The following is a 24,058-nucleotide window of genomic DNA, read 5'->3' as shown; positions in this document are numbered from 1 at the left end:
GAAGCCCCTGAGCGACGTTGTTCCCGCGAAAGGGGGATGCGCCCGCCGAGGCAGTGCGCCCCGCCCACAGGCGATCGCGCCCCCTCCGGAAAGGAGGTTCCCTGGAGCTTGACTGAGCGGACCGGGCGGCGCAACAGCCTCACGGGACACCGTGACCGGACTGTCATGGATCGGCGACGATCCGTTGCGGCGCGTCGCGAACCGTGACGTCCGACCTGCCCCAACAGCCCCGGACAGCCCGCGCGTCATCGCCCGCCGCAGGCGTACGGAGGCCGTTTCGGCCACTCCGTACGGCTTCGCGACGCCGTCTGGCATTTGCCAGGTGCATAGGCTCGGCCGCTGGCACCATGCTTGGCATGCCCCTGCTCCTGTTCGACCTCGACAACACCCTGTTGCCCCGGGACGCCGCCTACCGGGCCTGGGCGCAGGACTTCCTGTCCGAACACGATCTCCCGCCGGGCGACCTCGAGTGGTTCGTCACCCTCGACGGCGGCGGATACGTTCCGCGCAGCACCGTACTGTCGGCGGTCCGGCGCCGCTACGGGCTGGACGTCTCCGCCGACTTCCTGATTGCCCACTACCGACGCGGCATCAACTCCCATATCCACTGCCCGCCCAGGCACATCGAGGCGCTGCGAGCCGCCCGGGCGGCCGGGTGGACGCTCGGGATCGTCAGCAACGGCGGCACCCGGCCGCAGTTGGAGAAGATCCGGCGGACCGGACTGGGCCCGCTGGTCGACGGCTGGGTCATCTCCGAGGAGGCCGACTGCGTCAAACCGGACCCGCTGATCTTCGAGATGGCCGCCCAACGGTGCGGCATCGCACCCACCGGGGACTGGGCCGAACACACCTGGATGATCGGGGACCACGCACCCGCCGACATCGCCGGTGCCGAACTGACCGGGCTGCGCAGCGTCTGGCTGCACCACGGGCGGCCGTGGGCGGAGAGCGGCTACCGGCCGACGCTGAAGGCGGCCGGCCTGCCGGAGGCGGTCGGCCAGGTCCTCGCCGCACGGAACGCACCCTCGCCCCGACCGGGCGTCCGCTCCGACGGGCCGCTCCGGAGGACGGCGGCGGGGATGCCGGGCTACACGACGGCGCTGGTCGGCGCACGGTCCGGCGCACGTCCCGCGATGGCCGCCCTGGACGGCCCGAGCGCATCCGTTTCCGCAACGACCGGGCCGGCCGGCGAGCCCGCCCCCGCGGGCGGGCCCGGTGTCCGAAACCGATCAGGCGGGTTTGCCGTGATCGCCGAGGCCCGCACGGACACCGGAGCGGACTCCGGGACCCGTGCGGCCGGCAGACCGGGCCCGGCCTCGGACGGCCTCCGCCCCGCACCGATCACAGCGACGGCCACAGCGACGGCCAGAGCCACGACCGCAGCCACGACCGTCCGCCCGAGGCCCGACGGCGCCGCACCCGCCCCGGTCGCCCTCACCGTTGCGCCCGGCACGGCATCGTCCGCATCTTCCGCATCGCGCTCGGCGACCACCGCGTCCGCAGCCGCCGTGGCGGCCGCCCAGTAGCGCCCGGCCGCCCCCTTCACATCCCCGCCGTCCCCACCGTCCCCGCCGCACCCCAGCGCCACCGCGCCCTTGCCCGCCGCCCGGCACCCGGCGGCCGGCACCCGGCACCCGGCACCCGGCAGCCACCGCCCACCGCCCCACTCCGGCTACCCCACCGGCTCCGTCGACGTGCGGGTCCACCAGCAGGTGCGGGCCTGCTCGACGAAGCCGAGCTTGCGGTAGAGCGGTTCGCCGAGCGAGGTGGCGACCAGGGTGGCCGGGCGGTCCGGGTGTGCGTGGGCCAGCGCGGTCCGGAGGACGGCGCCGGCCACGCCCCGGCCGCGCCGGTCGGGCAGGGTGGCGACCCAGTACACGCCGGTGGCCCGGCCGTCGTCATAGGTGAGGCAGGTGCCCGCCACCGCGCCGTCGACGTGGCCGAGCCAGCCCCGCCAGCCGGGCACGTCCAGCAGTTGCTCCGGGAGGGCTCCGCCCCGGACCCAGGGCTGTCGGGCGGGCAGCGGGAAGCCTTCCACGATGGCCCGCTCGACCATGGCGAAGCCGTCGCCGTCCCGCGCCTCATCCACCGTCAGGACCCCGCCCCCGCGCGCCTCCGAGACCGCGGGCAGGACGGCGGTCGCGCCTTCGACCGGTCCTGGGTCCCGGACCATCACCGGCATGAGCGGCATCCGGGTGGCCCCGAGGCCGGTGAGGTCGAGCCCGTCGTACGGGTCCTCCACGGTGCAGCGTATGGTCGACCACTCGGCCATCAGGTCCGCCAACTCCTGCGCCAAGGAGGCCGGTTCGTCGTAGGGGCGGGTCACCACGATGCGGTGCGCGTCGTCCGGGGTCCGGGCACACCGGACCGCGGTCAGCCCCGGGCGGGTGCGGGACTGCCAGCCGTGGACGCGGGCTTGGGCGAGCCAGAAGGCGGCGGCGTTGTCGTTGGCCCGTTCGAGCCGGCTGCTGGTGTTCACGGCAGGACCGTAACCCGGCGGTCCGGTTCCCGGTTCCCCCGTTCTGGGCTTGGCCGGATGAAGCCTGGGAGGCGCACGACTTCTCCCCGTGCGCCCCCTCGTGCACCGCCGATTTTCGGTCAATTTCGCGCCGATCCCTCCCGCTTGGGCAAATCCGCAGCCCAGACCAGCCGGCCGGGCGCACCGGAGCCGGACGCCCCAGGAACCGTCCCGCGACAACCAGCCACCGTTGCCCCGGCCCTCTTCCCAGAAAGGTCGACGGGTGCCACGCTTCGTGATCGAATGCATCACGCCAAATTGCCATGTCGACATAGCGTCGGATGGTGAACTTGTCACAACGGCAATGGTCCACCCGATAGATTTCGATCTTGGCCAGCAGTGCCGCACCACCCACACCACACCACCGAGGGGGCTTGAGCGCCTTGAGCAGGGTGAGCAGGAGCGACGCGGGTCCTGACAGCGGCCAGGCGGCGGCCGGCGGCGCGGGTCGGTCCGCGAGAGGCACTGGCACCACCGCGATCGCCACCACCCGCACCTCCGGCCCCCAGGGCGCCGCTTCGCACTCCTCGTACTCCACGGTGCCCTCCCCCGGGGCGGGCGCCGGCGGCGGTCCCGGTGCGACGCCGACCGCCGCGGACCACGGCGTGGCGACGCCCTACGGGAGCCAGTCCCCCTACGGAGGCCAGCCCGCCTTCGGCGGACAGTCGTCGTTCGGCGGACAGCCCGTCAGCCGAGGACCCGTCAGTCCCGGCCAGTCCTACGGCGGCGAGCACCCGGGCCATTCCGGCCACCCCGGGCACCTCGCCCATCCCGGCCAGTACGGAGGCCATCCCGGCCACGCCGGCCACGCCGGCCACCCCGGTCATTCCGGCCACCCCGGCTACGGCGGCGGCACCCCGGGCCTGAACGGCGCACCCGCCGCCGGCCCGGGCGGCGGTCCGCTCGGCGGCCTCGCCCTCGGCTCCGGCCACGGCCACGGCCCGCTGGGCCACGGCGGGCCCGGCGCGAACGGCTCCCCGACCCCGATGACGTCCTCCGCCCCGCGCAAGCTGTCCGGCCGGCGCCGCCGGGAGACCGTCGCCGTGCTGATCTTCGGCGGTGCCCCGATCTTCGAGAGCTCCATCCCGCTCTCCGTCTTCGGCGTGGACCGTCAGGACGCCGGGGTGCCCCGCTACCGCCTGCTGGTCTGCGCCGGCGAGGAGGGGCCGCTGGCCACCACCGGCGGCCTGACCCTCTCCGCCCCGTACGGCCTGGAGGCGCTCGCCCGGGCCGGCACGATCGTCGTTCCGGCCTGGCGCTCGATCTCCCAGCCGCCGCCGGTCGAGGCGATCACCGCCCTGCGCAAGGCCCACCACGAGGGCGCCCGGATCATCGGGCTCTGCACCGGCGCCTTCGTGCTGGCCGCCGCCGGTCTGCTCGACGGCCGCCCGGCGACCACCCACTGGATGTACGCGCCGACGCTGGCCAAGCGCTACCCGCGGGTCCACGTCGACCCGCGCGAGCTGTTCGTCGACGACGGCGACGTGCTGACCTCCGCCGGCACCGCCGCCGGCATCGACCTGTGCCTGCACGTGGTGCGCAGCGACCACGGCGCCGAGGCGGCCAACGCGCTGGCCCGCCGCCTGGTGGTGCCGAGCCGCCGCGGCGGCGGAGGACAGGCCCAGTACATCGATCAGTCTTTACCGGAGGAGATCGGCAACGACCCGCTGGCCGAGGTGGTCACGTGGGCGCTGGAGAACCTCAACCAGCAGTTCGACGTCGAGGTGCTGGCGGCTCGCGCGTACATGAGCCGGCGCACCTTCGACCGGCGGTTCCGCACGCTCACCGGCAGCGCGCCGTTGCAGTGGCTGATCACCCAGCGGGTGCTCCAGGCACAGCGGCTGCTGGAGACCTCGGAGCTGTCGGTGGACGATGTCGCGCGCCGGTGCGGGTTCCGTTCGCCGGTGGCGCTGCGCGGGCACTTCCGGCGCCAGCTCGGGGTCTCCCCGGCCGCGTACCGGACCAGCTACCGGGCCCGCCGTCCCGGTCAGCAGCCGAGCGCGCCGGCCGGTGCGCTCGGCGACCTGCGGCTGCCCGGAGCGCTGCCGCACCCGGCGGGCGCGGTCGCGCCGGCGGGTGGGCCGCTGTTCGGCGGGGCGCACGGTGTGCCGTCGGCGCAGCCGTTCCCGGCCGGTCCGGGGGCGCCGCTCGCGGTCGGGCAGCACGGGCAACCGGTGCCGCACGGCCAGCAGGGGCAGCAGATCGGTCACGGGCAGCCGGGAGCGCACGGCCAGCCCGGCGGGTTCGGTCCGGGCCAGGTCGGGACGCCGACCGGCCAGCCCTTCCACGTCCGGGCCGGTCAGCCGTACCCGCACCAGCAGGCCGCGCAGCAGTCGCACCCCGGGCAGCAGGGTGCGGCAGGGCGCGGTCCGCTGCGGCCGCCGGTGGTTCCGGCGCAGGCCGGACCGGGGGCGGGGACCGGACGTCCGCCGCGCACCGCGGAGCACGCGGCGGCGGAGGACGGTCTCCCGCAGCCGGGGGTCCGCGGTCAGGGCCAGGGGCACCGGAGCGCGGCCGAGCGGCCCGCGGACGAGCCGGGTGCGGCCGGGCGCGGTCACGGCGCGGCCTCGGGACGGATGCCGGCCCCGGCCGGGCAGCCGGGCTCCGGGCCGGGTGAGCTCCGCGGTCGCCAGGCCCGGGCTCCGCAGGTCCGCGGCCAGGCGGCCGGCCGGCCCTCGGCCGAGGGCGCCCGGGCGGCGCGCGAGGTCCGGGCCGGACGGGACGGCCATGCGGTCCGGGCCGGCCGGGAGGGCGAGCACCCGGACGGCCCCGGTACGCACGACGGGCCGGAGGATCACCAGGCCGAGGCACCCCGCTCGGCTCCACCGGTCCCCGCGGCGCGTGATCGCGCCGTAGGGTGAGTTGTGTGAATGACCGTTTGGTATGGATCGACTGTGAAATGACCGGCCTCGACCTCGACCGGGACGCCCTGGTCGAGGTCGCGGTGCTGGTGACGGACTCCGAGCTGAACATCCTCGGCGAGGGCGTGGACGTCATCATCCGGCCGCCGGCGGAGGCGCTGGCGAACATGCCCGAGGTGGTGCGCGAGATGCACACCGCCTCCGGGCTGCTGGAGGAGCTGGAGCAGGGCGTGACCCTGGCCGAGGCCGAGGAGCGGGTGCTCGCCTATGTGCGCGAGCACGTACCGGAGGCGGGGAGGACCCCGCTCTGCGGCAACTCGGTGGCCACCGACCGCGGCTTCCTGGCCCGGGACATGCCGGCTCTGGAGAAGCACCTGCACTACCGGATCGTGGACGTCTCCTCGATCAAGGAGCTGGCCCGCCGCTGGTACCCGAAGGCGTACTACAACAGCCCGCCGAAGGGCGGCAACCACCGGGCGCTCGCCGACATCCGGGAGAGCATCGACGAACTGCGGTACTACCGCGAGGCGGTGTTCGTCCCGCAGCCCGGCCCGGACGCCGACACGGCGCGGGCGATCGCCGGGAAGTACCGGTCCCCGGCGAGCTGAACCCGGGCCGCCGGTCCGGGCCGCTCCCGGAACGGCCCGGCGGAACCCCGCTGCAGGGTCGGAGAAGGTGCCCGCGTCGGCCGGATCGAAACCCTGGCGCGAGCACCCTCTCGGATCCTGTAGAGTTCTTCCTGTCGGAACGGGAACGCGAGAGCGCGAACGGACCGGACAGATGGTGGGTGTAGCTCAGTTGGTAGAGCACCTGGTTGTGGTCCAGGTGGCCGCGGGTTCGAGTCCCGTCACTCACCCCAGAGCCTGAGGGGCCGATCTCTTCAAGAGATCGGCCCCTCAGGCGTTTTCGCGTTCCCTCAGCTGTGCACGGCCTCAGTTGCACGCCCCCCACCCGGATGTGCGCTCCCTCACACGTGCCCGCCACGTCGACTTTCCGGCCGACCCCCTGCCGCCGGAAGCTACCGGCTAGTAACATCGTCGCCATGACCACACCCACGATCGGCAAGCTGCTCGACGACACCGTGCCGATGGCGCACACCCTCAACCTGGACTACCTGGAGACCACCCCGGAGCGGGCCGTGCTCCGCCTGCCGGACCAGACCGCGTACCACAACCACGTCGGCGGCCCGCACGCCGGCGCGATGTTCACGCTGGCCGAGTCCGCCAGTGGCTGCATCGTGCTCGCCGCCTTCGGCGACCAGCTGTCCCGGGCCGTGCCGCTCGCCGTGAACGCCGAGATCGCGTACAAGAAGCTCGCCATGGGCGACGTCACCGCCACCGCCGTGCTCGGCCGCCCGGCCGCCGAGATCGTCGCCGAGCTGGACGCCGGCGGCCGCCCCGAGTTCCCGGTCACCGTCGAGATCACCCGCGCCGACGGCGCCGTCACCGGCGTGATGACGGTCACCTGGACCCTGCGCCCCAACTCCTGACCACCACGCGGCCGTTGGCCCCGGGAGCGCCGGCCCCGGGGCCACCCGCGCGATGACCGTCCGTGACGGTGGGCGTGACCTCACCACCCGGCCGCTCGTTCTCGATTCACGTGCGAGCCAATCACGCGACCAAGCCCCAGGAACCCGCCCCTCGCGGCGGCGCCGGTGCCCGCCGCGGGATCGCCCGGTGGCTGCCCCGCCCCCGGGTCGTCGCCGCCGCAGGAGCCCTGCTCACGCAGCTCTGGGGAGTCGGCGCCCCCGGGGCGTACGCGGCCGCCGCCGACCCACCGCCGGACCCGGCCCGGCCCGCCGTCCGGCGCGCGCTGCACGGCGCCCCGGCACTCGACCGGCCGGTGCTCGACGGACCCGCCCTCGACGGGCAGTCAGCCGAACGTCCCGTCGGGTCCGGACCCTCGGCCGGCAGACCGTCGGCGGGCGGCCTGCCGGACCGCTCCCCCGGGGCCGCCGGGGAACCGGCCGGCAACGGTCCGACCGACGGGACCACCGGAGCGGTCGGCGCGGTCGGCGGCACCCTCCAGGAACGCATCCGGGCCGGCGGCCTTCCCCTGCCCGGCCAACGGGCGGCCGTCCCCGACGCCTTCGCGCTCGCATCCGGCCTCCTCGACACCCTCCCCGCCCAGGCCCCGCCCGACGACCCCCGCGCCTCCCGCGAGGGCGGACCCGCCGGCCTGTCCTCCGCCGCCCGCCGCCGACCCGACGGCACCCTTCCCGCCGTTCCCCGGCAGCGCCAGGCCGCGGAGGGAACGCTGGTCCAGGAGGCGACGGCCACGACCGTCGACCAGGCAGGACCCCCCGCCGAGTCCGACCGGCCGGCGGACTCCACGGCCCCCGCCGGAGCCGGCCTCGGCCGGACGCCCGCGGCGGTGGCCATCGCCGACACCGCCACGGCGGCCACCTCCCATGACGGCTCCGCCACCGCGACCGCCGTCCTCGCCCCCATCGCCGCCGGGCTGCTGCTCACCGGGGCGGCCATGTGGAAGCACCGCGGGCTGCCACGCGGGCACTGAACTCGAACTCCCGGCGTCCGCCCGGAGAACGAGCGGGCCGACGCCGGGGTACGCGCATCGCGAGGCACGGGCGGGGGCACCGCCCGGCCGAAGACCGAAGGCCCGGGACTCGGTGCCGCTCCGGCAGCGAACGGTCCCGGGTCGGTCGAGCCGCGGCGTCGGGCTGCGCGCGTCCTGGGGCCGCCGAGGCGCCTCCCGCCGCCGGGCGCGGGCCGGGACAGCGGCAGCAGCAGCGGCAGCGGCAGCGGCAGCGGCAGCCCGCCTATGGCGCGGCCAGGTCCAGGACCAGCAGCGGGAGTTCGCGTCCCGGGATCGAGCCGGACGGGACGCTGCCGATCCGGGTGGCACCCATCGCGAGGTAGAACGGCTCGGCGTTCGGGTCGGAGTCGATGGTGAGCCGGCGCAGGCCGAGCTCCACGGCCAGGCCCCGGGCCTGCTCGAACAGCGCGCGGCCGACGCCTCGGCCGATCGACTCCGGCTCGACGAACAGCTGGTCCAGCGACCCGGTCGGCGGGGCGCCGGAGAGCGAGACGAACCCCAGCACCCGCCCGCCGTGCTCGGCCACCACCGTGGCCGACCGCTCGATCACGCCGGCGTCCACGGTCAGCTCCGCCCGGCAGGCGGCCATGAACGCCTCGTCGTAGCCCCAGTACGCCTTGGACCGCAGGGCGATGCCGGTGAGCAGCGCGGCCTCGTCCGGCCGGGCCGGTCTGATCTCCATGGCGCCCCCTCGGGTCGGTGGCCGGACGGCAACGCCATTGTCGGCCGCGATCCGGTCGTCCGCCAACGGATTTGCGGCGGGCGGCACGGTGCTGCCGGGGTTCACCGCTGGACGCGCCGGACCGCGGCCGTCAGCGGAACACCCCCGGCGGCGGTTCCGGGGACGGGCCCGCCGTGGCGTCCGTCGCCGGAACGGCTCCGGCCGCGAAGTCGGTGAGGGCGCGGCCGTGTTCGACCCGGGCGTGGGCGGAGTCCGAGGCGGCGCGGCGGGTGAGGTCGGCGACCGGGAGGGGGGTGTGGGCGGCGGCCAGGACGAGGTTGCCGAAGCGCTTGCCGCGCAGCACGGCGGGGTCGGCGATCAGGCACAGCTCGGGGAAGACCGCGCCGAGGGTGGCGACCTGGGAGCGGGCGAAGGGCAGGGCGCCGCCGTCGGCGATGTTGGCGGCGTACCAGCCGCCGGGGGCGAGGGCCCGGGCGGCGAGGGTGGTGAACTCGACGGTGGTGCAGTGGGCGGGGGTGCGGGCCCCGGAGAAGACGTCGGTGATCACCAGGTCGACGCTGTCCTCGGGAGTGCGCTCCAGCACGCTGCGGGCGTCCGCGCCGCGCACCTTGATCTGCCAGCCGCGGTCCAGGGGGAGTTCGGTGCGGACGAGTTCGGTGAGCGCGGTGTCGATCTCGGCGACCTGCTGGCGGGAGCGCGGCCGGGTCGCGGCGGTGTAGCGGGCCAGGGTGAGGGCGCCGCCGCCGAGGTGCAGGACGGTGAGCGGGCGGCCGGGCGGGGCCACCAGGTCGATCAGGTGGCCGAGCCGGCGCTGGTACTCGAAGCCGAGGTGGGTGGGGTCGGCGAGGTCGACCAGGGACTGCGGGGCGCCGTCGATCAGCAGCGACCAGGCGGCGGGGCGGTCGCGGTCGGGGCGCAGTTCGGCGAGGCCGGAGCCGACGGGGCGGCTGAGCGGGCCCTGGGCGTGGGTGCGTCCGTCCGGTCCGGTGGTGGCCGCCGGTTCCGGGCCGCGCGCGGCTCTGCTGCTTCGTCCCATACCGGCCATTATCGCCGTCGGGGTGGAACACCCACAGGTCAGGGGCGTGCCCCGGGGACCCGGCCGGAGGTTGGGGGCCCGGCGGGATCCGCGCGGCACGCCCGCTAGAACGGGCCGAGGCCGCCTGCGGTGAGCGTGCAGGCGGCCTCGCAGAGGGCGGAGCGGAGCACCCAGGCGTCGGTGGGGCGGGCGGTGCGGCCGGCGCCGGAGGGCGGGATCACCCAGCGCGGGTCGGTGGTGGCGGGCACGAGCGCGCCCGCGGTACAGGAGCTGCCGGGCAGGTGCCAGGTCTCCCAGGTGCCGGCCGGGACGAGGAAGGAGACGGTGCTGCCGTTGCGGCTCTGCAGGACGGCTCCGCAGGCGCGGCGCAGTCTCAGGATGTCGACGGCTTCCAGGCCGTGCCGCAGGGCGACGGTCACGGTGTCGCAGGCGGTGACGGAGGTCCCCTCGTCGGGGGTCGTGCGCTCGCGCCGGCGGCCGCCGCAGGGGGTGCGGCCGCCCTCGACCGGTCCCCGGCCGGAGTGCCGGTCGTCGGCGGGTTCGGGGAGCAGGGCGGGAGCCGCGCCGGCGAGCACTCCCCCGCGGACGGGTCGGTACTGCGGCAGTCCGGTGGCCATCATGGGCTCTCCTGTACCTCGTCGGTCCGGAAGCACAGCCGTTGGGCGGGGCCGCCGGGCTGGGACGGGCCGGGGCGACGGCATGGGCTTTTTCCGCGTACCAGGACAACGCGGGGCCAGCGCCGCAGGCCACGGGGCGCATTACAGCAAGGCATGGCATTTCATGGCGGATACCCAGCAACATCGCCCCTTTTGCCCTGTATTGACATTGAATGTCCAGCCAACCGAATGTGGCCGCTCGGTGACTCCGAGTACTCTCGGCGCCATGGCAGCCACCCCACCGGCCGAGCCGAACCGACCGTCCCCCAACCCCGTGATGCGCGCACTGCGCGGCGACCGTTCACCCGGCGAGTTCGCCACGGCCGTCCGCAGGGCCGCCCGCGAGATCGGCGAGCACGTGTCCTGCGACGCCCGCTACGTCGGACGGGTCGAATCCGGTGAGATCCGCTGCCCCAACTACGCCTACGAGCGGGTGTTCCGGCACATGTGGCCGGACCGCACGCTCACCGACCTCGGCTTCGCCCCCCGGACCTCCGTCCGCCGCCGCCCGGTGGCCGGATCCGGCGGGTGGAGCGAACCGCCTCCGCTCCACCCGACGTTCCCGCCCCCGCCCGCCCCGCGCTCACCACTCTCCACTCAACTCCCGTACGCTGCCTCGCCGTACGCGGATCCAGCCGCTCCGGACGGGCCCCCGTGGCCGAGTCCCGGGACGGCGCCCCGGGGGCTCGATGGATCGCCCTATCTCGACGAGGAGAACGACGACGTGCGTCGCCGTACGTTCCTGGCCGGCGGCACCACCGCGCTGGCCGCCGTGATCGGCATCGACCGACCCGCATCGGCCGCCGGCCGGCAGGCCGGTGCCGACGGCGCCTCCGGTGCGCTCACCGGCCGAGGCGCCTTCCCCGGTGCGGAGTTCACCGCACCGTCGCTGCTCGGCGGCGAACCGCTGGTGCCCGGCCGCCCCGGGCCGGTGGCGCCGTCGCGCCGGGTCGGCGCCGCCGAGGTGTTCGGCGTCGAACAGGCCGTCCGGGAGATCCGGCTGGCCGACGACGCGCACGGCGCCGACGCCCTGTACGAGCTCGCCGGGCGGTCGCTGCGCAACGCCTACGTGTTGCTCAACGAGTGCGAGTACAGCGCCGAGACGGAGCGCCGACTCCAGGCCGGGGCGGGTGAACTCGCCATCTCCGTCGGCTGGTTGGCCCATGACTCGAACCGTCTCGCGGACGCCCGCTCGTTCTACTCCGAGGCGCTCGCCACCGCCCGGATGGCCGGGGACTCCGGCCTGGAGGCGCACGTCTTCTGCAACAGCGCCTTCCTCGCCCGGGACGCCGGCCGCCCGCGCGAGGCGCTGCGCGCCGCCCAGGCCGGGCAGGTCGCCGCCCGGGAGCTGGACTCCGAGCGGCTGCTCGCCCTGCTGACCATGCGCGAGGCCGGTGCCTGGGCCCTGCTCCAGGACCGCGCCTCCTGCGAGCGCGCCCTCGGCCGGGCGTACGCCCTGTTCGACCGGGGCCCCGGTGCGCGGGACCCGGAGTGGATGTCCTTCTTCGGCGAGGCCGAGATCGCCGGGCTCCAGTCGCAGTGCTGGTCGGCGCTCGGCGACTGGGACCGCGCCAGCGAGCAGGCCGTGCTGGCGATAACGCTCCAGGAGCCGCACTTCGTCCGCAACCGGGTGCTGTACACCGCCGAGCTGGCCCACGACCGGCTCGGCCGCGGGGACCTGGCGGGCGCGGCGCACCACGGCTCGGCCGCCGTCGCGCTGTTCGACGCCGTCGGTTCGGCCCGGATCCGGAGCATGCTCGCGGACACCGCGGGACGGCTGCGCCGGCACGTCGCGGTGCCCGAGGTGCGCCGGTTCCTGACCGATTACGACCGGGCGGCGGCCGCGTAGGACCCGCACAGGGCCCGGGCAGGACCCCCGCGGGAAGCCCCGAGCCGCCCGGCGGACCGGGAACCGGCGCGGTCGGCGCCCGCCCGGGGTCAGTGCCCGGCGGTCAGACCGTCCAGGTGGGACAGGTCGTTCCAGATCTCCACCGCCGGCGCTCCGTACTCCCAGGACAGCACGCAGAGCGCGGCCGTACCGAGCTTGAACCGCTGGGCGAACTCGGGCGGCAGACCCAGCCAGCGGGCGGCCAGGATGCGCAGCAGGTGGCCGTGCGCGAACAGGACCACGTCCCGGTCGGCGCAGTGCATCACGGTGGTGTCCGGCTCCGGGACGCCGTGCTCCTCGTTGAGGCCGGCCAGGAAGGCGTCCACCCGGGCGGCCACGTCGGAGAGCTTCTCGCCGCCGGGCACCCCGTCGCGCCAGATCAGCCAGCCGGGGTGGTCGGTGGCCCGGATGTCCGCGCCGGTGCGGCCCTCGTACGCGCCGTAGTCCCACTCCATCAGTTCCGGGCGCTCCACGGCGCGGTCGCCGAAACCGGCCAGCTCGCAGGTCTCCTTCGCCCGGCCGAGCGGGCTGGTGCGGACGAGCGCGTCCGGCAGCCCGTTCCAGGGGGCCTTGGCGAGACGGGCACCGAGGGCCCGGGCCATCGCGCGGCCCTCCTCGGTCAGCGGGATGTCGGTGCGGCCGGTGTGGCGGCCGGTGGCGGACCACTCGGTCTCGCCGTGGCGGACCAGCACGATGCGGGCGGGCATGGGGGCTCCTAGCGACAGCAGGGCGGTGGCAACGGTCGGTCTCACCATTGAGCACCGGGCTCCATGATCCCCCACCCGGACGGCGGCCACGATCGCGGGGCCGCGGCGGCGGGCGCGGCCGCACGCCGGCGGGCGCGGTCCGCCGGGGGGTCCGACCACGGCCGCCCCGGGTGCCGGCCGGTGCACCGGCCGGCGTGTCGACCGCCGTGCCGCCCGGTCGTCCAACGGCCGGTCCGCACCGCGTTGTCGGACCCGGATGCGACACTGGGCCGCACCATGAACGTCTCGACGAACGTCCCGCCGGGCGGGCCCGCTGAGCCGCTCGCCCAGCGGCTCGCGGAGCTGCGCGGACCGGCCCCGCAACGCAGTCTGAACGCCCGCTCCCTCGCCGCGCTCGCCGCCAATCCGGGCTGCCACCGCCGCGCCGTGCTCGACGCGGCCGGGGTGGACAAGTCCGCGCTGGCGGCCCGGCTCGGCCGGCCCGCCCCCTTCGGCCAGTCCCCCTTCGCCATCGCCCGCGGCGTGATCTTCGAGTCCCGGCTGAAGGCGGACGGCTACGCCCCGCTGCTGGAGCCGCTGCGCCACCACCTGGGCCTCCCGGCGGACGACCGGGCCCCGCTCCGGGTGCCGGACCTGCTGCACCGCTCCGGCCCGGCCGTACGCGCCGACCGGACGGCCGAGGCACTGGCCGCGGCCGCCGCCGACCCGGAGGCCTGGACGCTGCTCGACCACCCGATGCTGCGCCTGGCGGTGGCCGGCAGCACCGCCTACCTGGAGCCGGACGCCCTGGTGGTGCACGGCGGGCGGTGCACCGTGGTCGAGATCAAGTCCTTCCCGGTGCTGGACGGCAGCGCGGACCCGGCCAAGGTCGGCGCCGCCGCCCGGCAGGCCGCCGTGTACGTGCTGGCGCTCCAGCAGGCCGCCGCCGCGGCGGCCGGGCAGCCGCTCGCCGGGGACCCGTACACCGAGCAGCGGCTCGCGGGCAGCCCGCGCACCAGCGTGCTGCTGGTCTGCCCGAAGGACTTCGGCAACCGGCCGACCGCGGTGGCCGTGGACGTCCGCCGCGAACTGGCCACCACCCGGCGCCAGCTGAGCCGGATGACCGGCATCGGCCGGCTGCTGGAGGCGCTGCCGCCGGACGCCGGCTTCGACCTGGCCGCCGACGAGGACGGCGCGCCGGCCCGGACCACCGAGCAGCTGGCCGCCTCGGTCGAGGCGGTGCCCGCCGCGTACAGCCCGGACTGCCTCTCCACCTGCGAACTCGGCTTCCACTGCCGTGCCCGGGCCCGCTGCGGCGACCGGGTCGAGCAGCTCGGCCGGGGCGTGCGCGGCGAGCTGGGCAGCATCCGGACGGTGTCCGGGGCGCTGGCCGCCGCCGGCACCAAGGGCGACGACCTGGACGGCGCGGACGACGCCGCCGAACGCCTGGCCTACGCGGCCGCACTGCGCGCCGAGGCCCTGGAAGCGGCGGCCGCGGCAGCCACGGCCGCCGGAGCCGGCGCCCCGGGGGCCGTCGCATGAGCGGGCGCGACGCGGGAGCGGCCCCGGCCGAGGGCCGCGAGAGCACCGCCGGGCGAAGCGGGGCGGGCGCATGAGTCTGCTCACCACCCTCGCCCGGCTGGAGGCCGTCCGCAGCGGCCGGGCCGAGCCGCTGGCCACCGTCCGGCACCGGCACCTGTCCGACCGCCCGATGGTGCTGGTCCCGCTGACCGCCGCCGGCGAGTCCGGCGCGCCGCTCGCGGTGCTGCTCGGCACCGACCGGGACGCGCCCCGGCTGCACCTGGTGCCGCAGCCGCTCAACCGCACCCTGCGGTTCGACTTCCTGGCCGAGCTGGCCGCCGACCTGCTGCCCTACCTGGAGTCCTTCGCCGAGGACGTCGAGCAGATCGAGGGCTCCGAGAAGGACCCGGAGAGCGGCGAGAAGACCCAGGTGTTCCGCGAGCTGTGCGCGGACGCCCCGCAGCTGATCGTGCCGAACGGCGCGGGCGTGCACCACCTCGCCCTGATCGGCCGCTCGACCCGTTTCCGCCGCACCGCCGAGGACGCGGAGCCGGGCCCGTACCCGGCGCCGGTCCGGGTGCCGCTGCTCGGCCGCTGGCTGACCCACCTCACCGACCGCGCCCAGGTGCCCGGGTCCTCGCTGCTGCTGCCGATGACCGGCCTGCTGGCCCGGCACTGGGCGACCGGCCAGAGCCACCTGGAGGACCAGCACCTGGCGGCCCGGCTCGCCTGGCACCACCCGCCGGCCGGTCTGACCGGCGCGCAGGCGGCCGAGCTGGCCGAGTCCGCCCGGGACGACCGGGGGCAGCTGCTGCACCCGCCGGCCGGGCCGACGACCGACCCCCGCTTCGACGAGTTCGTGCTCGCCCCGGCGATCACCCGCTACGACTCCGCGGTGGGCGCCCTGCAGCACAGCACCGAGCAGCGCGACGAGGCCGCCGCCGCACGCGCCCGGGCTGCCGTGCGGGCCGCGGTGACGGCGCTGGAGGAGGCGCTGTCGACCGTCCTGCTGCCCACCTGGCGGGACGTCTGGCAGGGCCTGGACCTGCTGCGGACCCTGCCGCCGGCCGGTCACCTGGAGGAACGCTGGACCGGCGACCGCTGGTCCTACACCGGCCACCGGGACCGGCTGGCGGCCGGCGAGCCGCCGCAGCCCCGGCAGGACGACGCCGTCACCGCCGCCCGCAAGCTCGCCCAGCGCGAACGCGAGCAGGCCCGGCTCGACGTCCAGGAGGCGCTGGACGACCCGCTGGCGATGGCCGAGCACCGGCTGGCCGGCGAGGCGTTCAGCGGCGTGGTCACGGAGGTGGTGCCGGACTGGGACACCACCGGCCGCTCCCCCAAGCCGCGCCCGCTGGTCACCCTGCGCACCGCCGACCGTCCGCACGCGGACCTCGGCCGCGAGGTGCACCGCGTGCACGGCGCGTCCGCGCAGAAGGCGGAGATCGTCGCGGTGGACACCGCCGGGGGCACCCTCACCCTGCGGGTGCTCTCCGGCATGGGCCGCCGGAAGGAGCCGGAGCCGGGCAGCCTGCCCGAGCCCGGCGAGTCGGTCACCTTCACCCTGTTCGAGCTGACGGTGCGCCAGTCCGCGCCGCTGCCCGAGCCGGACGACACCCCTTGGACCCACGGCGGCCCGCCCGGCGCCGCGCCCGTACCCGCCCCGTCCGCCCCGTCCGTCTCCGAGGAGTGGGAGTGAGCCGTCCGATGACCCCCGAGCAGGCCCCGGGCGAGGCCGCCGACGCCGCGGTGGCCCGGATCCTGGCGGCCACCGTCCGGCCGCCGGCCGGCGCCCCGCGCGGCGTGGTGGTGGACTCCCCGCCCGGCGCCGGGAAGTCGACGCTCGTGGTGCGGGCCGCGCGCGAGCTGGTCGAGGCCGGCGAGCGGCTGATGATCGTCGCCCAGACCAACGGCCAGGTGGACGACCTGGTCGGCCGGCTGGCCGGGAAGGCGCCGGAGCTGACGATCGGCCGACTGCACGCCGCGGACTCCCGGCCCGGCCCGGAGGTGCTGAAGCACGCCAACGTGACGCCCTCCGACAAGGTCGCCGACCTGGTCGAACACGACGTGGTGATCTCCACCTCGGCCAAGTGGCAGTGGGTGCGGGCCGAGGCCCCGTGGCGGCACGCGATCGTCGACGAGGCGTACCAGATGCGCTCGGACGCCCTGCTCGCGGTGGCCCGGCTGTTCGAGCGGGCGCTGTTCGTCGGCGACCCTGGCCAGCTGGACCCGTTCACCGTGGTCGGCACCGAGCAGTGGGCCGGGCTGTCGTACGACCCGTCCGGCAGCGCGGTGGTCACCATGCTGGCGCACAACCCGGAGATCGAGCCGCACCGGCTGCCGGTCTCCTGGCGGCTGCCCGCCAGCGCCGCGCCGCTGATCTCACGGGCCTTCTACCCGTACACGCCGTTCCGTTCCGGCACCGGCCCGGACGACCGCCGGCTGACGGCCTCCGTGCGCCCGGACGGCTCGGCCCTGGACGCGGTGATCGACCGGGCCGCCGAGCACGGCTGGGCGCTGCTGGAGCTGCCCGCCCGGCACACCGTACGGACCGACCCGCAGGCCGTGGCGGCCGTCGCGGCCACCGTCCGCCGGCTGCTGGAGCGGGGGCTGACCGCCCACTCCGAGCAGGGCGAGGCCCCGCTCACCGCGGACCGGGTCGCGGTCGGCACCGCCCACCGGGACCAGGCGGCGGCCGTGCGCGCGGCGCTGCTCAAGGCGGGCGTGCCGGTGGACGGCGCGGCCGGTCCGGCCGTCACGGTGGACACCGCCAACCGCCTCCAGGGCCGCGAGTACGACGTCACCGTGGTGCTGCACCCGCTCTCCGGGCGCCCCGACGCGACCGCCTTCCACCTGGAGACCGGCCGGCTCTGCGTGCTCGCCTCCCGGCACCGGCACGCCTGCATCGTGGTGGCCCGGGCCGGGATCGCCGAGCTGCTGGACGAGCACCCCGCGACCGAGCCGGTGCAGCTGGGCGTGCCGGTGACCTTTCCGGACGGCTGGGAGGCCAACCACCAGGTGCTGCACCACCTGGGCGGCCACCGGGTCCACCTGAGGTAGCCGCCGGTGTCAGTCCTCGGTCTCGCAGACCGCGAACGCCACCACCGGGCCCCGCTCCGTCTGTGCGCTCCACCCGCGCCCGTCGGCGGTGGGGCCGGTGGCGCGCACCGGACCGTCCGCGTCCGGCTGGAGCCGGTAGCCGCCGCCGGTCAGGTGGGTTCCGGACGGGCAGGTCGCCGTCGAGACGCCGTCCGCGCCGCTCGGCTCCCCGGTGACCACCAGGGCCGTCTCGGCGGCCGCGGCGGGCGGGGCGACGGCGGCGACCGCGAGCAGCGCGCCCGGCAGGGACAGGACGGACAGGGCGAGGGCCGTGAGGCCTCTTCTCACTCGCATGGGGGGTTCTCTCCAGCTTCGTCGGACGACCGGGTACACCGGGACAACCGGTTCGCATGCGATCCGGAAGCGCGGCGCGGGAGGCGCACGCCCGGCGCGGGCCGGGGAATAGCGCTCGGGTGCGCACCGTTCCGCTACCGGCCACCGCCGCGAGACAATGGACGGCGGCCACGACCGGGCGGCGCGGCCCGGAGCAGATTCTTTCCCCCCACCCGAGACCCGGAGGTGTCCGTCCATGCCCGACTCCCCAGAGTCGTCCGAGCCCACCAGGCGCCTGCGTCCGGTGCAGTTGCTGTTCGAGCCGCAGTCCGCCGAACCCGAGCCGGAACGATTCTTCGACCTGGAGTCGATCGAGGACCCGGCGGAGCTGCTGCGCCGCTCCACGGAACTGGCCCTGGCCTTCCGGGCCGCCGCCGAGCGGGCCACGGACTTCCAGGCGGTCGCCGCCGCGCAGCTCGCCGACCCGCGCCGGTTCGACGCGCTGTCCGACGCCGAGGTCGCCCGGCGGGCGGACTGGACCCCGGACTACGCCGCCAAGATGATCGAGTACGGCCGCAGCCTGCTCCAGCCGCGCCGGCACGAGGACTGAGCCCCGCGCCCGTCCGCCGGACACGGGCCACTGGCATATGCGCGGCGGGGAAGGGTACGCCGTCCCCCGCCGCGCTGTCCGGCGAACCGTGCTTTCCGTCCCGGCGCGGGCGGGCACCGCGCAGGCTGCTCCCCGTGGAGATCTGGACACAGCAGTCGGTGACGCAGCAGTCGGTGACGTACCCGTCGGCGACATACCCGTCGGTGATGCACCCGTCGGTGGAGTACGTCGGCGCGGCCGGCGAGGCCTGGCTCGCCTCCGCCAGCGAGTACCCGCGCAGCATGCGCGCCCTGTGGGAGAGCCGCCCCTGGGCGCCGTCGGTGCTGCCCTGCGGGCGCGCCTTCGACGTGATCAGCATGCCGGCGCTGTTCGGCCGCCGGGTGCTGGACGAGCTGTGGGCCTCCGGACCGGGCTGCGGGCCGGTGGCCGTCCACCGGGGGCGGATGCTGCTGTTCGTCCAGCCGGGCGCCGCGCCCCGGCTGCGCCGGCTGCTGGCCTGGGAGGAGTGGGCCCGGGACGTGCCGCCGCTGCTGTGCCACGGCAGGGGCGACGCGGTGACCGTGCCGCCCCTGCAGCGGATGGTGAACAGCCCGGACTCCCCCGGGCAGGGCGCCGGCCGGTGGATCGTCGCACCCGAACAGCGCAGTCCCCGGCTGCCCGGCGCCGCGGTGGTGCTCTGGGCCTGCGTGCGGGCGGCGCGCGAGCCGGTTCCCACCGGGGCGCCCGTCGTGACCGGAGGGTGAACGCGGGGCGGCCGGTATTCGATTTTGGCTCGGCCGCACGGCGCTGCTACAGTCTTCTCTGTCAGCAGGCGCCGCTAGCTCAGTTGGTTAGAGCAGCTGACTCTTAATCAGCGGGTCCGGGGTTCGAGTCCCTGGCGGCGCACAGACAGCCGGAAGGCCCTTCGCGAGAGCGAAGGGCCTTCCGGCGTTTCCGGCCCGGTCGCCCGAGGCCCCGGGCGACCGGGCCGCCCGCGCCGGAGCGGACGGCCCGACCCGGGCTCAGCGGCCGCGCAGCGCGCGGTAGCGGGCGACCAGCTCGGCGGTGGAGCTGTCCAGCTGCTCGGCGCCCTCGCCGGTGAGCAGCACCGGCTCGATCCGCTTGGCGAGCACCTTGCCCAGCTCGACGCCCCACTGGTCGAAGGAGTCGATGTTCCAGATCGCGCCCTGGACGAACACCTTGTGCTCGTAGAGCGCGACCAGCTGGCCGAGCACCGAGGGGGTCAGCTCGCCGGCCAGGATGGTGGTGGTCGGGTGGTTGCCCTTGAAGGTCTTGTGCGGGACGAGATCGGCGGGCACGCCCTCGGCCGCGACCTCCTCCGGGGTCCTGCCGAAGGCCAGCGCCTGGGTCTGGGCGAAGAAGTTGGCCAGCAGCAGGTCGTGCTGGGCGACCAGGCCGGGGGGCAGGTCGGCGACCGGCTTGGCGAAGCCGATGAAGTCGGCCGGGATGACCTTGGTGCCCTGGTGCAGCAGCTGGTAGTAGGCGTGCTGGCCGTTGGTGCCGGGAGTGCCCCAGACCACCGGGCCGGTCTGCCAGTCCACCGGGGTGCCGTCGCGGGTCACCGACTTGCCGTTGGACTCCATGTCCAGCTGCTGGAGGTAGGCGGTGAACTTGGACAGGTAGTGCGAGTAGGGCAGCACCGCGTGCGCCTGGGCGTCGAAGAACGCGCCGTACCAGACGCCGAGCAGGCCGAGCAGCAGCGGGACGTTCTGCTCGGGCGGGGCGGTGCGGAAGTGCTCGTCGACCAGGTGGAAGCCGTCCAGCATCTCGCGGAAGGCGTCCGGGCCGATGGCGATCATCAGCGACAGGCCGATCGCCGAGTCGTAGGAGTAGCGGCCGCCCACCCAGTCCCAGAACTCGAACATGTTGGCGGTGTCGATGCCGAAGTCCTGCACGCCCCGGGCGTTGGTGGACAGCGCGACGAAGTGCTTGGCCACCGCGTCGGTGTCGGCGCGCAGCCCGGTGAGCAGCCAGTTGCGGGCGGAGACCGCGTTGGTGATGGTCTCGATGGTGGTGAAGGTCTTCGAGGCGACGATGAACAGCGTCTCGGCCGGGTCGAGGTCGCGGACCGCCTCGTGCAGGTCGGCGCCGTCGACGTTGGAGACGAAGCGGACGTCGAGGTCGCGCTTGGCGTAGGAGCGGAGCACCTCGTAGGCCATCGCCGGGCCGAGGTCGGAGCCGCCGATGCCGATGTTGACGACGGCGCGGATCGGCTTGCCGGTGTGGCCCTTCCACTCGCCGCTGCGGACCCGCTCGGCGAAGGCGGCCATCTTGTCGAGGACGGCGTGCACCTCGGGCACCACGTTCTCGCCGTCGACCTCGATCACGGCGCCGCGCGGGGCGCGCAGCGCGGTGTGCAGGACGGCGCGGTGCTCGGTGTTGTTGATCTTCTCGCCGCGGAACATGGCGTCCCGCAGCTCGGCGACGCCGGTGGCGGCGGCCAGCTCGCGCAGCAGCTCCAGCGTCTCGTCGGTGACCAGGTGCTTGGCGTAGTCCACGTGCAGGTCGCCGACCCGGAGGGTGTGGCGGCGGCCGCGCTCGGGGTCGGCGGCGAACAGCTCACGCAGGTGGGTGTCGCCCAGCTCGGCCCGGTGCTTGGCCAGGGCGGCCCACTGCGGGGTCCGGTCCAGCGGGGTGCGGGCGTCGGCGCGGGTCTCCGACATCGGTGGGTCCTCGATTCATCTGGGTGCAGAAACCGGCAGGGCCAGGCGTGAGGGTTCGCCGAGGTCGTGCGGGTACTGGTGGTGCGCCGACTCCGTTGACGGCCTGCCCGGGTTCAGCCTATGCAACCCCGGGGCCGGTCGCGCACATTCCGCCCCGCGGGCGCGGACGGTGCGCCCGCGGGGAGCGGACGCCCCGTCATTTCCGTTCGGAGCGCAGGTCGAGTCCGCGCAGCACCTGGTCGACCAGCTCCGGATCGGCGCCGAGCTCACTGCGGGCGGCGAGCATCTCGCGGCGGGAGGCGGCGATCATCTCCTGCTCGACGTCCCGGGCGGCGCGCCACTGGGCCATCCGCAGCTTGGCCTCGGCGGCCTCCTCCTCGGCGTAGTTCTCCGGGCAGAGCCGGGCCAGCCGGTCGTGCTGACGGTCCCGCAGGCGGTCGGCGACCTCGGCGGGCAGCCGGTCCTGCTCCTCCAGCTCGCCGAGCCGGCTGAGCCCGGCCTTGGCGGCCCGCCACCAGAGCTGGCGCACGGCCTGCTCGTGCTTGTCCTGGTCGATGTCCAGCTCGAACCGCTTGGCCAGCCAGGGCAGGGTGAGGCCCTGCACCAGCAGGGTGAAGAGCACCACGCTGAAGGCGATGAAGACCAGCCGGCCGCGCTCGGGGAAGTTCTCGCCGGAGTGCAGGGTGAGCGGGATGGCGAGCGCCAGGGCGACGGTGGCCACCCCGCGCATGCCGGACCACCAGAGGATCATGCTCTCCTTCCAGCTGAACGGCGTGTCCTCGTCGTCGCCGGAGCGCAGCTTCTTCGACAGCCAGCCGGCCGGCAGCAGCCAGAGCAGCCGGACCAGGACGACCACGGCGATGACCACGGCGGCGTCGCCGAGGAATCCGGTCCAGCCGCGGCCGGCCTCCTTGAGCACGGTGGCCAGCTCCAGGCCGATCAGGCCGAAGGCGACGCCGGTGATCAGGATCTCGACCACCTCCCAGAAGGCGTTGCCGACCAGCCGGTAGGAGACGGCGTCCGCGTCGGAGGCCCGCTCGGCGAGGTAGAGCGCGCAGACCACGACGGCGAGCACGCCGGAGCCGTGGATCTCCTCGGCCAGGGTGTAGGCGGCGAAGGGCACCAGCAGGTTGAGCGCGACCTGCTGGGTCGGGTCGTCCAGGCGCTCGGCGAGCCGGGTGTTGACCCAGCCGAGCGCGACGCCGACCACCACGGCCAGCACCGCGGACAGCACGAAGCGCAGCACCGCGTCGCCGGCCGAGAAGTCGCCGCTGACCATGGCCTCGATGGACAGCGAGTAGATGACGATCGCGGTGACGTCGTTGAACAGCCCCTCGCTCTCCAGGATCGCCACCAGGCGGCGGGGCAGCCCGACGCTCCCGGCCACCGCGACGGCGGCGACCGGGTCGGGCGGGGAGACCAGCGCGCCGACCGCGATGGCGGCGGCCAGCGGCAGGGTGGGCAGCAGCCAGTGCACGGTGCCGGCCACGGCGACCGTGGTGACCGCCACCAGGGCGACCGCCAGCAGCAGGATCGAGCGGGCGTTGGCCTTGAAGTAGCGCACCGAGGAGCGCCGGGCCACCGCGAAGATCAGCGGCGGCAGGACCAGCGGCAGGATCAGCTCGGGCTCGATGGTGACGTCCGGGATCTGCGGGACCAGCGCCATGACGATGCCGAGCAGGGTCATCAGCACCGGTTGCGGCACGCCGATCCTCCGACCGAGCGGCATGGTCACCACGGAGGCGAGCAGCACCAGGAAGAACAGGGGCAGCTGGCCCACGGGGAGGTTCCTCTCGACGACGGACGGCTGAGCGCCGCCCAGGATAAATCTGACAATGCGCCCATCGGTGTCGACACGCTGAACAATGACTTGACCTCAAGCACACTTCAGGTCGGATGATCGTCGACATCGGAGGGATCGAGAAGGGGCGGGAACAGCATGAAAGCGGTCACCGTGACGGGGAACGGCGGTCCGGAGGTCCTGCGGGTCGCCGAGGTGCCCGACCCGCGGCCCGGGCCGGGCGAGGTGCGGGTACGGGTGTACGCCGCCGGCGTGCAGCCGGTGGACCTCGCGATCCGCGAGGGGTTCCGCCCGCCGGGACTGGCGGTCGAGCCGCCGTTCGTCCTCGGCAACGAGTTCGCCGGGGTGGTGGACGCCCTCGGCCCGGACGCCGGGCACTGGCGGGTCGGGGACGAGGTGCTGGGCTTCCGGGTGCTGGGCGGCCAGGCCGACCTGGTCACGGTGGACGCCGACCGGCTGGTGGCCAAGCCCGCCGGGATGCCGTGGGAGCAGGCCGGCTCCCTCTCCGCCTCCGGCCAGACCGCGCACGTGGCGCTCACCGGGCTCGGCGTCGGCCCCGGTGACACCCTGCTGGTGCACGGCGCCGCGGGCGGGGTCGGCACGGTCGCCGTCCAGCTGGCCCGGGCCTGGGGCGCCACGGTGATCGGCACCGCGAGCGAGCGCAACCACGGCTACCTGCGGGAGCTGGGCGCGGTGCCGGTCACCTACGGCGAGGGGCTGGTCGAGCGGGTCCGGGCGGTGGCACCGCAGGGGGTGACCGCGGCCTTCGACGCCGCCGGGCGGGGCGCCCTGGAGGCCTCCGTCGAACTGGTCGCCGACCGGACCCGGATCGGCACCGTGGTCGACTACCCCGGCGCCGAGCGACTGGGCGTCCGGGGGCTGCGGGGCGAGCGGACGGCCGGAAGGCTGGCCGAGCTGGTCGAGCTCTGGGAGGCCGGCGGGCTGCGGCTGGAGATCGCGGAGTCGTTCCCGATCGAGCGGGTCGCCCAGGCCCACAAGCTGGTCGGCGCCGGGCACGTCCGGGGCAAGGTGGTGCTGACCATGTGAACGCGCCCGGCTCCCCGCCCCGGGCCGATTGTGAGTTTCGGCTGCTGACCAGGTAATGTTCTCCACGTCAGCAGGCGCCGCTAGCTCAGTTGGTTAGAGCAGCTGACTCTTAATCAGCGGGTCCGGGGTTCGAGTCCCTGGCGGCGCACAGACAGCCGGAA

The 24,058-nt window shown here is 75.4% G+C and carries 19 protein-coding genes, 3 tRNA genes and 1 pseudogene; 15 read left to right on the top strand and 8 right to left on the bottom strand.

Annotated features, from left to right (window positions below):
• Positions 1-356 precede the first annotated feature (356 nt).
• Positions 357-1,526: an HAD family hydrolase gene (locus ACZ6EM_RS36445; RefSeq protein ID WP_465774288.1), complete on the top strand. Its 1,170-nt coding sequence runs from the start codon at positions 357-359 to the stop codon at positions 1,524-1,526.
• A 146-nt stretch (positions 1,527-1,672) separates the two neighbouring features.
• Here the strand turns inward: ACZ6EM_RS36445 and ACZ6EM_RS36440 are convergent, their stop codons facing one another.
• Positions 1,673-2,479: a GNAT family N-acetyltransferase gene (locus tag ACZ6EM_RS36440; RefSeq protein WP_465774287.1), complete on the bottom strand. Its 807-nt coding sequence runs from the start codon at positions 2,477-2,479 to the stop codon at positions 1,673-1,675.
• Between the two features lie 1,025 nt (positions 2,480-3,504).
• On the opposite strand from ACZ6EM_RS36440, the pseudogene ACZ6EM_RS36435 reads away from it, so the two are divergent.
• From ACZ6EM_RS36435 to ACZ6EM_RS36415, 5 genes and pseudogenes are all read left to right on the top strand, one after another.
• A pseudogene (locus ACZ6EM_RS36435) lies at positions 3,505-4,510 on the top strand (helix-turn-helix domain-containing protein); the annotation flags it as partial.
• A gap of 874 nt (positions 4,511-5,384) precedes the next feature.
• Entirely contained in the window at positions 5,385-5,987 is a 603-nt protein-coding gene (gene orn / locus ACZ6EM_RS36430; protein ID WP_401045941.1) for an oligoribonuclease, read from the top strand.
• Between the two features lie 175 nt (positions 5,988-6,162).
• A tRNA-His gene (locus ACZ6EM_RS36425) sits at positions 6,163-6,238 on the top strand.
• Between the two features lie 183 nt (positions 6,239-6,421).
• Positions 6,422-6,868 carry a DUF4442 domain-containing protein gene (locus ACZ6EM_RS36420; protein ID WP_465774286.1) on the top strand — a complete coding sequence of 149 codons (447 nt, stop codon included), beginning with the start codon at positions 6,422-6,424 and terminating at the stop codon, positions 6,866-6,868.
• Positions 6,869-6,978: 110 nt separating this feature from the next.
• Positions 6,979-7,896, top strand: coding sequence for a hypothetical protein (locus ACZ6EM_RS36415; protein ID WP_465774285.1), 918 nt, complete (start codon positions 6,979-6,981; stop codon positions 7,894-7,896).
• Positions 7,897-8,158: 262 nt separating this feature from the next.
• Here the strand turns inward: ACZ6EM_RS36415 and ACZ6EM_RS36410 are convergent, their stop codons facing one another.
• The 3 genes from ACZ6EM_RS36410 to ACZ6EM_RS36400 form a co-directional block, all read right to left on the bottom strand.
• Positions 8,159-8,617 (bottom strand): GNAT family N-acetyltransferase, encoded by a 459-nt coding sequence (locus ACZ6EM_RS36410; RefSeq protein ID WP_452179043.1) that lies wholly within the window; start codon positions 8,615-8,617, stop codon positions 8,159-8,161.
• A gap of 130 nt (positions 8,618-8,747) precedes the next feature.
• Positions 8,748-9,653, bottom strand: coding sequence for a spermidine synthase (locus tag ACZ6EM_RS36405; RefSeq protein ID WP_465774284.1), 906 nt, complete (start codon positions 9,651-9,653; stop codon positions 8,748-8,750).
• A gap of 104 nt (positions 9,654-9,757) precedes the next feature.
• Positions 9,758-10,273, bottom strand: coding sequence for a hypothetical protein (locus ACZ6EM_RS36400; protein ID WP_401045933.1), 516 nt, complete (start codon positions 10,271-10,273; stop codon positions 9,758-9,760).
• Positions 10,274-10,535: 262 nt separating this feature from the next.
• Between ACZ6EM_RS36400 and ACZ6EM_RS36395 the strand changes: the two genes are divergently transcribed.
• Positions 10,536-12,158, top strand: coding sequence for a tetratricopeptide repeat protein (locus tag ACZ6EM_RS36395; protein WP_401045930.1), 1,623 nt, complete (start codon positions 10,536-10,538; stop codon positions 12,156-12,158).
• Positions 12,159-12,247: 89 nt separating this feature from the next.
• On the opposite strand, the gene ACZ6EM_RS36390 is transcribed toward ACZ6EM_RS36395, so the two are convergent.
• The gene (locus tag ACZ6EM_RS36390; RefSeq protein WP_401051892.1) at positions 12,248-12,904 is read right to left on the bottom strand and encodes a histidine phosphatase family protein; all 657 of its coding nucleotides are present in this window, start codon (positions 12,902-12,904) and stop codon (positions 12,248-12,250) included.
• A 276-nt stretch (positions 12,905-13,180) separates the two neighbouring features.
• Between ACZ6EM_RS36390 and ACZ6EM_RS36385 the strand changes: the two genes are divergently transcribed.
• The 3 genes from ACZ6EM_RS36385 to ACZ6EM_RS36375 all read left to right on the top strand — a co-directional run bounded on the left by ACZ6EM_RS36385 (position 13,181) and on the right by ACZ6EM_RS36375 (position 17,464).
• A complete protein-coding gene (locus ACZ6EM_RS36385; RefSeq protein WP_401051889.1) occupies positions 13,181-14,425 on the top strand; it encodes a hypothetical protein in 1,245 nt (414 codons plus the stop codon).
• A 70-nt stretch (positions 14,426-14,495) separates the two neighbouring features.
• Positions 14,496-16,103: a hypothetical protein gene (locus tag ACZ6EM_RS36380; protein WP_380539095.1), complete on the top strand. Its 1,608-nt coding sequence runs from the start codon at positions 14,496-14,498 to the stop codon at positions 16,101-16,103.
• A gap of 8 nt (positions 16,104-16,111) precedes the next feature.
• Positions 16,112-17,464, top strand: coding sequence for an AAA family ATPase (locus ACZ6EM_RS36375; protein ID WP_452179048.1), 1,353 nt, complete (start codon positions 16,112-16,114; stop codon positions 17,462-17,464).
• 9 nt (positions 17,465-17,473) lie between these two features.
• Here ACZ6EM_RS36375 and ACZ6EM_RS36370 read toward each other — a convergent pair whose 3' ends face one another.
• A complete protein-coding gene (locus ACZ6EM_RS36370) occupies positions 17,474-17,797 on the bottom strand; it encodes a hypothetical protein (protein WP_465774283.1) in 324 nt (107 codons plus the stop codon).
• A gap of 235 nt (positions 17,798-18,032) precedes the next feature.
• Between ACZ6EM_RS36370 and ACZ6EM_RS36365 the strand changes: the two genes are divergently transcribed.
• From ACZ6EM_RS36365 to ACZ6EM_RS36355, 3 genes are all read left to right on the top strand, one after another.
• Entirely contained in the window at positions 18,033-18,386 is a 354-nt protein-coding gene (locus ACZ6EM_RS36365) for a hypothetical protein (protein ID WP_401050958.1), read from the top strand.
• A 206-nt stretch (positions 18,387-18,592) separates the two neighbouring features.
• A complete protein-coding gene (locus ACZ6EM_RS36360) occupies positions 18,593-19,129 on the top strand; it encodes a bifunctional DNA primase/polymerase (protein ID WP_401050960.1) in 537 nt (178 codons plus the stop codon).
• A 68-nt stretch (positions 19,130-19,197) separates the two neighbouring features.
• Positions 19,198-19,271 (top strand) — tRNA-Lys (locus tag ACZ6EM_RS36355).
• A gap of 116 nt (positions 19,272-19,387) precedes the next feature.
• Here the strand turns inward: ACZ6EM_RS36355 and pgi are convergent.
• Together pgi and ACZ6EM_RS36345 are read right to left on the bottom strand one after the other, a co-directional pair.
• Complete coding sequence (gene pgi, locus ACZ6EM_RS36350; protein WP_401050956.1) at positions 19,388-21,049, bottom strand: glucose-6-phosphate isomerase; 1,662 nt, start codon at positions 21,047-21,049, stop codon at positions 19,388-19,390.
• Positions 21,050-21,245: 196 nt separating this feature from the next.
• The gene (locus ACZ6EM_RS36345; RefSeq protein ID WP_465774282.1) at positions 21,246-22,829 is read right to left on the bottom strand and encodes a Na+/H+ antiporter; all 1,584 of its coding nucleotides are present in this window, start codon (positions 22,827-22,829) and stop codon (positions 21,246-21,248) included.
• Positions 22,830-22,988: 159 nt separating this feature from the next.
• On the opposite strand from ACZ6EM_RS36345, the gene ACZ6EM_RS36340 reads away from it, so the two are divergent.
• Entirely contained in the window at positions 22,989-23,897 is a 909-nt protein-coding gene (locus tag ACZ6EM_RS36340; RefSeq protein ID WP_401050954.1) for an NADP-dependent oxidoreductase, read from the top strand.
• A gap of 74 nt (positions 23,898-23,971) precedes the next feature.
• Positions 23,972-24,045: transfer RNA gene (locus ACZ6EM_RS36335), tRNA-Lys, on the top strand.
• Positions 24,046-24,058 lie beyond the last annotated feature (13 nt).

Source organism: Kitasatospora sp. NPDC041917 (assembly GCF_055589745.1).
Note: the sequence above shows the minus strand (reverse complement) of the source record. Positions and strands in the feature narration are given on the sequence as shown.